Annotated in this window: 7 protein-coding genes; all 7 read left to right on the plus strand. The window is 68.8% G+C overall.

What is annotated here, in order from left to right; translation table 11 throughout:
• Positions 1 to 330: 330 nt before the first annotated feature.
• The 7 genes from eda (at position 331) to AB0I10_RS39455 (ending at position 7,662) form a co-directional block, all read left to right on the plus strand.
• Complete coding sequence (gene eda / locus AB0I10_RS39425; RefSeq protein WP_363157567.1) at positions 331 to 999, plus strand: bifunctional 4-hydroxy-2-oxoglutarate aldolase/2-dehydro-3-deoxy-phosphogluconate aldolase; 669 nt, start codon at positions 331 to 333, stop codon at positions 997 to 999.
• Between the two features lie 287 nt (positions 1,000 to 1,286).
• A complete protein-coding gene (locus AB0I10_RS39430) occupies positions 1,287 to 2,174 on the plus strand; it encodes a transporter substrate-binding domain-containing protein (protein WP_363157568.1) in 888 nt (295 codons plus the stop codon).
• Positions 2,175 to 2,415: 241 nt separating this feature from the next.
• The gene (locus AB0I10_RS39435) at positions 2,416 to 3,135 is read left to right on the plus strand and encodes a GntR family transcriptional regulator (RefSeq protein ID WP_363157571.1); all 720 of its coding nucleotides are present in this window, start codon (positions 2,416 to 2,418) and stop codon (positions 3,133 to 3,135) included.
• Positions 3,136 to 3,493: 358 nt separating this feature from the next.
• Positions 3,494 to 4,492, plus strand: coding sequence for a substrate-binding domain-containing protein (locus AB0I10_RS39440; protein ID WP_363157572.1), 999 nt, complete (start codon positions 3,494 to 3,496; stop codon positions 4,490 to 4,492).
• A 286-nt stretch (positions 4,493 to 4,778) separates the two neighbouring features.
• Positions 4,779 to 5,753, plus strand: coding sequence for a sugar ABC transporter substrate-binding protein (locus AB0I10_RS39445; protein WP_363157573.1), 975 nt, complete (start codon positions 4,779 to 4,781; stop codon positions 5,751 to 5,753).
• Entirely contained in the window at positions 5,750 to 6,820 is a 1,071-nt protein-coding gene (locus AB0I10_RS39450) for an ABC transporter permease (protein ID WP_363157569.1), read from the plus strand. Before AB0I10_RS39445 ends, AB0I10_RS39450 begins: the two co-directional genes overlap by 4 nt.
• Positions 6,817 to 7,662 (plus strand): ATP-binding cassette domain-containing protein, encoded by an 846-nt coding sequence (locus AB0I10_RS39455; RefSeq protein ID WP_363157570.1) that lies wholly within the window; start codon positions 6,817 to 6,819, stop codon positions 7,660 to 7,662. The genes AB0I10_RS39450 and AB0I10_RS39455 overlap by 4 nt, the downstream gene beginning before the upstream one ends.
• Positions 7,663 to 7,814 lie beyond the last annotated feature (152 nt).

Consider the following 7,814-nt stretch of genomic DNA (forward strand, 5'->3'; position numbering starts at 1 on the left):
CGCCGATCCGGCTGACACCTCCGCCACCGTCCAGCGCCATCAGCAGCCACAGGTCCGAGCGTCCCGCCTTGACCCCGGCCGCCGCTGTGCTGTCTGCACGCCGGTTCGCCCCGTTCTTGGCGGAAGGGGAGCGCGGGGCGCACCCCCACGAGAGGATTGTCAGTGGGGCCCGGTAGCGTTTCGGTAGAAACGAGGAGTGGGCGGGCATCGGCGGCAAAGGGGCCATGGTGGTCAGCCGCCGCGGCGCGTGCCGCAGGAAGTGCCGCGTCCGCCGTGGGCCACGGCGAGGCGGCATGGAGCGTTGGAGACAAGGAAGGACGGCGAACTGCCGTGTATCGCTGGGAGATCACCCGGGCCGCACTGGCGCAGCGCGTTTTCGCCATCGTCCGCAGCAAGACCTATGACGAGGCGAGCGCCACGGCCGACACGCTGCTCTCGGCGGGTGTCACCAGCCTGGAGATATCCCTGACCACGCCGTTCGCGCTGGAGGCGGTCACCACCCTCACCCGCGAGCTCGGCGATGACGCGGTCATCGGCGCGGGCACGGTCCTTGACGCGATGTCGGCCCGGATGGCGGTGGACGCCGGCGCCCGCTTCCTGGTCTCACCGAGTCTGGACGCCGAGGTCATCCGCACCGGCCACCGCTACGGAGTCCCGGTCTTCCCCGGGGTGTCGACGCCGACCGAGATGGTCCGTGCCCTGGAGCTCGGCGCCGACGCGCTCAAGCTGTTCCCCGCCTCCGGGTACGGCCCGTCCTGGCTGAAGGACGTACGTGCCGCGCTGCCGCAGGCGCCGCTGCTGCCGACGGGCGGGGTGACGGTCGAGAGCGCGCCGGAGTGGATAGCCGCCGGCGCGGTCGCGGTGGGCATGGGCTCGGCCCTCTCAGAGGGCGACCGCGACACCGTCGCCAAGCGCGCCGCCGAACTCCTCACCCGCCTGGCCGACATCACCCCCGACAGCCCCGTGGGCGAGGGCGCGGCGGGCCGGTACGCCGACTGAGGCCTGCGGGCGCGTGCGGCCGGACGTGTCGGACGCGAGGGGCGCGGGCGGGTACGACGGACGGCGACCGACGCGACGGGATGCCCAACTCCCTTACCGGGGACCCCGATCGGCCGTCCCACTGGCCGGTCAGGGGGTTCACCTGGGCCATGGGCTCTGCCAACCTGAGCGCTTCGATCACGTGATCACGGACCGCCGGCAGGCGGCGGGCGAGCGCGTGATCGAGCCGACCATGGACCGCGCCCCGCCGCGTCCAGCCGTCCCGTCGCGTACAGGAGCCACCCACCATGAAGCGCGCCGCCACGCTCTCCGCCCTCGCCTGTCTGCTCGCCGTAACCGCCGCCGCCCCGGCGACCCCGCAAGGCCGCCAGGACACCCCCGCCCCGACACCGGGGGCCGCACCCGCAGCCGCCAACGGGCCGACGTCGACCGCCTCCACGGCGACCACCAGGCGCGCCCAGCACACCCGCTCACTCCTCGACACCATCCCGCGGCGCGGTGTGCTGCGCGTCTGCACCACCGGCGACTACCGCCCCTTCACCCACCTCGACCCCAAGACCGGTGCTTACAGCGGTGTGGACATCGAGATGGCCGAAAACCTCGCCAAGAGCCTGGACGTCAAGCCCCGTTACGTCCCCACGACCTGGGCCGAGCTCGTCGGCGACCTGGCGGCCGACCGCTGCGACATCGCCATGGGCGGCGTCTCGATCACCCTCGCGCGCGCCCGTTCCGCCTACTTCAGCGAACCCACGCGCACGGACGGCAAGACGCCCATCGTGCGCTGCGCGGACAAGGACAAGTACCGGACGCTGGCGCAGATCGACCGGCCCGGGACGGACGTCATCGTGAACCCCGGCGGCACGAACGAGGAATTCGCCCGCGCGCACATCAAGCGCGCGACCCTCAAGCTCCACCCGGACAACACCACGATCTTCGACGAGATCATCGCGGGCCGGGCGGATGTCATGATGACCGACGCCGGCGAGACCCGCTACCAGGCCAAGATCCACCCCGAACTGTGCTCGGTCCACCCGGACAAGCCGTTCTCCTTCTCCGAGAAGTCCTACGCACTCCCGCGCGGCGACGATGAGTTCAAGGCGTATGTGGACCAGTGGGTGCACCTCGCCACCCATGACGGGACGTACCGGAAGTACGAGGATGCGTGGATGAAGTAGCGGGGTGGGGCTTGCCGGCCGGGTAGCCGAGCCCGGAGCGTAGGCTCCGAGGGTGGGCGAAGGTACTCCTGGGGGACGCGACCAGATGGCCATGTGGGGCGCGGACACAAGCCACCCCACCCACCTTGTCCGGACAATGTGACCTCTGGACTTCCCGTCATCTGTCCGGGCGGTTACGCTCGCGAGCGTGGGGAAACGCGATACAGATGCCTCGGGCGCCGAGAGCCCTGTCCAGTTCAGCGTGGACCGGAGTAGTCCGGTCCCGTTGTATTTCCAGCTGTCCCAGCAGCTGGAGGCCGCGATCGAGAACGGCAAGCTGGCTCCCGGCAGTCTGCTCGGCAATGAGATCGAGCTGGCCGGCCGGCTCGGCCTGTCCCGGCCGACGGTGCGGCAGGCTATCCAGTCGCTGGTCGACAAGGGACTGCTGGTCCGCCGACGGGGCATCGGCACCCAGGTCGTACACAGCCAGGTCAAGCGCCCCCTGGAGCTGAGCAGCCTTTACGACGACCTGGAGGCGGCCGGGCAGAAGCCCGCCACCCGTGTGCTGCTCAACACCACCACTGAGGCCGACGCCGAGGTCGCCGCCGCGCTGGGCATCGCCGAGGGCGCGGAGGTCGCGCTCGTCGAGCGGCTGCGCCTCACACACGGCGAGCCCGTCGCGCATCTGCGCAACCACCTCCCCGCCGGGCTGCTGAGGCTGGAGACCGCCGAACTGGAGGAGACCGGCCTGTACCGCCTGATGCGGACGGCCGGCATCACCCTGCACAGCGCCCGCCAGGCTGTCGGCGCGCGCGCCGCGACGGCGGAGGAGGGCGAGCGGCTCGACGAGCCCGAGGGCGCCCCGCTGCTCACGATGCAGCGCACCACGTTCGACGACACCGGGCGCGCGGTCGAGTTCGGCTCGCATGTCTACCGTGCGTCCCGTTACGCCTTCGAATTCCAGCTGCTGGTCCGCCCTTGAGCGCCGAAGCGCGCTGGCACTGAGCCTGCCGAGTATCTGGGCTTCCTGAGGACCTGAGCTTCCCGAATACCTGTCCTTGCAGACTTGTCCATGCAGACCTGTCTTTGCGCGCTCCGGGCCGGGCATTTCCCCTGCCGTGTGCGCGCCCGGCCGGGTCATTTCGCATGCCCATTTCCCGCCCCGAGCCTGTCCGGACGGCTCGTATGCCCTGCTATGCCCCGATATGCCGCAGCTCCGCGTCAGAATGTTCGGACAAAGTATTGACGTGGCTCCGTGGGCCGCCTTAGAACTCTTCCAGCCGCATTCAGGCGGCCGGGAGAAAGGCGGTCCCACGATGATCGGCGTGCGAAACGTACGTATGGCTCGACCCGTCAACGTCCTCAGCGCGGCGGCCCTGGCGGCGGCCCTCGCGCTGGTCGCCGGGTGCAGCGGCTCCGGAGGCAAGGGTTCCGAAGGCAAGCCCGGTGCGTCCGGAAGCGGCAAGGGCGTCAGCACGCCCCGGATGACCATCGGGATGGTCAGCCACTCCGGTGAGGGCGACACCTTCTGGGACATCGTCCAGAACGGCGCCGAAGCGGCCGCCGCCAAGGACAACGTGAAGTTCCTCTACGCCAACGACAAAGAGGGCTCCAAGCAAGCGGAGCTGGTGCAGTCCTACATCGACTCGAAGGTCGACGGGCTGATCGTCACCCTTGCCAAGCCGGAGGCCGTCAAGGCCGCGGTCCGCAAGGCCGTCGCGGCGGGCATCCCGGTCATCACCATCAACTCCGGCGGCGAGTTCTCGAAGGCGTACGGGGCGCTGACGCATATCGGCCAGGACGAGTCGGTGGCGGGCCAGGCCGTCGGCGACGAGCTGGACGACCGGCACGCCAAGAAGGTCCTGTGCGTCATCCACGAGCAGGGCAATGTGTCGCTGGAGGACCGCTGCGCCGGCGTCCGCAAGGGCTTCCACGGGTCGGTCGAGAACCTCAACGTCGACGGGACCAACGCCCCGTCCTCGCAGTCCTCGATCGAGGCCAAGCTGCAGTCCGACGAGTCCATCGACGCGATCGTCACGCTCGGTGCGCCGATGGCGGCGATCTCCGTCAAGGCGAAGGAGCAGGCGGGCAGCGCCGCGCAGATCGCGACGTTCGATCTGAACCCCGCCGTCGTCAAGCTCCTCAAGGCCAAGGACGTCACCTTCGCCGTCGACCAGCAGCCCTACCTCCAGGGCTACGAGGCGGTGGACCTGCTCTGGCTGCACAAGACCAATGCCGATGTGCTCGGCGGCGGTAAGCCGGTGCTCACCGGACCCGCCCTGGTCAGCGGGAAGGACGTACCGAAGTTGGAGGAGTACACCGGGCGCGGGACCCGGTGAAGCCCTACGGAAGGCGGGACCCGATGAACCGGTACAGATCACCGGTAACGGATACTTGGGCGGTTGGAGCCGGCCGCCCGGTGCCGGTGTGCGAAACCGTGGACAACCAGGCGAGACAGCCAAGACGGTCGGCGCAACCACCACGGCCCATGCAGCCAACACGGCTCAGACAGCCGACACGGTCAATACAGCCAACACGGTCAATACAGCCAACACAGCGTGGCATCAGCGGGAAGGGCGAGTCCTCGTGGCAAGGGTTCGGAGAAGGGGACGCGTCGTGAGCGCCGTGCTGGCAGCAGCGCTTGGCGCCTCCCTGGCGGGATGCAGCAGCACCGGAGGCAAGCGCGCGGAGGAAGAACGCGCAGCCCAGACCGCCGGTGGCAAGGCCGCGGTGAACACCCCCCGGTGGACGTTCGCAATGGTCACCCACTCGGGAGACGGCGACACCTTCTGGGACATCGTGCAGAACGGCGCAGAGCAGGCCGCCGCCAAGGACAACATCAAGTTCGTCTACGGGCACGACAAGGAAGCCAGTCGGCAGAGCCAGCTCGTGCAGTCCTACATCGACCAGAAGGTCGACGGGCTGATCGTCTCGCTCGCGAAGCCGAACGCCATGAAGGACGTGGTCGCCAAGGCCCGGAAGGCCGGCATACCGGTGATCACGGTGAATTCCGGGGCCGACGAGTCCAAGGCATTCGGCGCGCTCAGCCACATCGGCCAGGACGAGACGGTGGCCGGCGAGGCCGTCGGCGAGGAACTGAACGAGCGCGGCAGGAAGAAGGCCCTCTGCGTCCTGCACGAGCAGGGCAATGTCGGACACGAGCAGCGCTGCGACGGCGCCGAGAAGACCTTCAAGGGCGATCTGCAGAAGCTCTACGTCGAGGGCACGAACATGCCCGATGTGCAGTCCTCGATCGAGTCCAAGCTCCAGTCGGACCGCGGCATCGATTCCGTCGTCACCCTCGGTGCACCGTTCGCCGCCACCGCCGTCAAGGCCAAGGACCAGGCCGGCAGCAAGGCCGAGATCGCCACCTTCGACCTGAACGCGCAGGTCGCGGAGGGTCTCAAGGACGGCTCGCTCGGCTTCGCCGTCGACCAGCAGCCCTACCTCCAGGGCTACGAGGCGGTGGACCTGCTCTGGCTCTACAAGTACAACTCCGACGTCCTCGGCGGCGGCAAGCCGGTGCTCACCGGACCCCAGGTGATCACCAAGAAGGACGCTGCCGCGCTGCAGGAATACACGAAGCGGGGAACACGATGAGCACCACCGACGCACCACCTCTGCAGCCCGCGGGCCCGCCCGCCAAGAGCTCCGACGAACGCCTGCTGCACCGCTCCCTGGCGCGCCGCCTGATGGGTCGCCCCGAGCTCGGCTCGGTCGTCGGCGCCATCGCCGTCTTCATCTTCTTCTCGATCGCCGCTGAACCCTTCCTGCAGGCGTCCAGCCTCTCCACCGTGCTGTACGCGTCCTCGACGATCGGCATCATGGCCGTGCCGGTGGCGCTGCTGATGATCGGCGGCGAATTCGATCTGTCGGCCGGTGTCATGGTCGTCAGCTCGGCGCTGATCTCGTCGATGTTCAGCTACCAGATGACCGCCAACACCTGGGTCGGCGTCGGAGTGTCGCTGCTGGTCACCCTCGCCATCGGAGTCTTCAACGGATTCCTGCTGACCCGTACGAAACTCCCGAGCTTCATCATCACGCTCGGCACGTTCTTCATGCTGACGGGCCTCAACCTCGGCTTCACCAAGCTGATCAGCGGCACCGTCTCCACGAAGACCATCGCCGACATGGAGGGCTTCGAGTCGGCCCGTGCGCTCTTCGCGTCCCACCTCACCGTTGGCGACGTCGACATCCAGATCACCATCCTGTGGTGGATCGCACTGGTCGCGGTGGCCACCTGGATCCTGCTGCGCACCCGCGTCGGCAACTGGATCTTCGCGGTGGGCGGCAACGCCGACGCGGCGCGGGCGGTCGGTGTCCCGGTCACCAAGACCAAGATCGGCCTCTATATGGGCGTCGCGTTCGCCGCCTGGGTCTCCGGCCAGCATCTGCTGTTCTCGTACGACGCGATCCAGTCCGGCGACGGCGTCGGCAACGAGTTCCTCTACATCATCGCGGCGGCGGTCGGCGGCTGTCTGATGACCGGCGGCTTCGGCTCGGCGATCGGTGCCGCGGTCGGTGCCTTCATCTTCGGTATGACCAGCAAGGGCATCGTCTACGCGCAGTGGAATCCGGACTGGTACAAGTTCTTCCTCGGCGCGATGCTGCTGCTCGCCACGCTCCTGAACGCATGGGTCCGCAAGCGGGCGGAGGAGAAAGCATGACTGCCCTCGACAAGAAGACGGCGCCGGACGAGAAGCCGGCCCTGGTCGAGCTGACCGACGTCAGCAAGTTCTACGGCAACATCAAGGCGCTGGAAGGCGTGTCCCTGGAAGTGCACGCCGGGGAGATCTCCTGCGTGCTGGGCGACAACGGCGCCGGCAAGTCCACTCTCATCAAGATCATCGCGGGGCTGCACCAGCACGACGCGGGCACCTTCACCATCGAGGGGGAGGAGACCCGGCTCTCCTCCCCGCGTGAGGCCCTGGACCGTGGCATCGCGACCGTCTACCAGGACCTCGCCGTGGTCCCGCTGATGCCGGTGTGGCGGAACTTCTTCCTCGGCTCCGAGCCGACCACGGGGGTGGGCCCCTTCAAGCGGCTCGACGTCCGCACCATGCGCGAGACCACCCGCAGCGAGCTGCTGCGGATGGGTATCGACCTGCGCGATGTCGACCAGCCCATCGGCACCCTTTCGGGCGGCGAGCGGCAGTGCGTCGCGATCGCCCGCGCCGTCTACTTCGGCGCCAAGGTCCTCGTCCTGGACGAGCCGACGGCGGCGCTCGGCGTCAAGCAGTCCGGCGTCGTCCTGAAGTACGTGGCGGCCGCCCGGGACGCCGGACTCGGCGTGGTGTTGATCACCCACAATCCGCACCACGCGTACCTGGTCGGCGACCGCTTCGTGCTCCTCAAGCGCGGTGCGATGGCCGGAAGTCACGCCAAGTCGGAGATCGCCCTGGACGAGCTGACCCGCCAAATGGCGGGCGGCAGCGAGCTGGAACAGCTCAGCCACGAGCTGGCCCGCACGGCGACCCCGGAGTTCCCCGGCGGCCACCGGCCCGAATAAGACAGGTCCCGACCCCCGACGCGCCCCGCCGGCCCCCCCCCGCCCCCGGGGGCGTTTACCCCCGGCGCGGGGGGCCGGACCGCGCGAGTGTTTGACAAAAGCAACCAAAAGAATCAAGCCAACGGCATTGATTAAGCACGCCCGGGCCCCCG

The sequence above is a fragment of the Streptomyces sp. NPDC050636 genome (assembly GCF_040654775.1).
GTDB lineage: Bacteria > Actinomycetota > Actinomycetes > Streptomycetales > Streptomycetaceae > Streptomyces.

Excerpts from the sequence above, each read along its gene's own strand:
- AB0I10_RS39430 (WP_363157568.1), top strand. The coding sequence starts at position 1,287 with ATGAAGCGCGCCGCCACGCTCTCCGCCCTCGCCTGTCTGCTCGCCGTA.
- AB0I10_RS39440 (WP_363157572.1), top strand. The coding sequence starts at position 3,494 with ATGGCTCGACCCGTCAACGTCCTCAGCGCGGCGGCCCTGGCGGCGGCC.
- AB0I10_RS39450 (WP_363157569.1), top strand. The coding sequence starts at position 5,750 with ATGAGCACCACCGACGCACCACCTCTGCAGCCCGCGGGCCCGCCCGCC.
- AB0I10_RS39455 (WP_363157570.1), top strand. The coding sequence starts at position 6,817 with ATGACTGCCCTCGACAAGAAGACGGCGCCGGACGAGAAGCCGGCCCTG.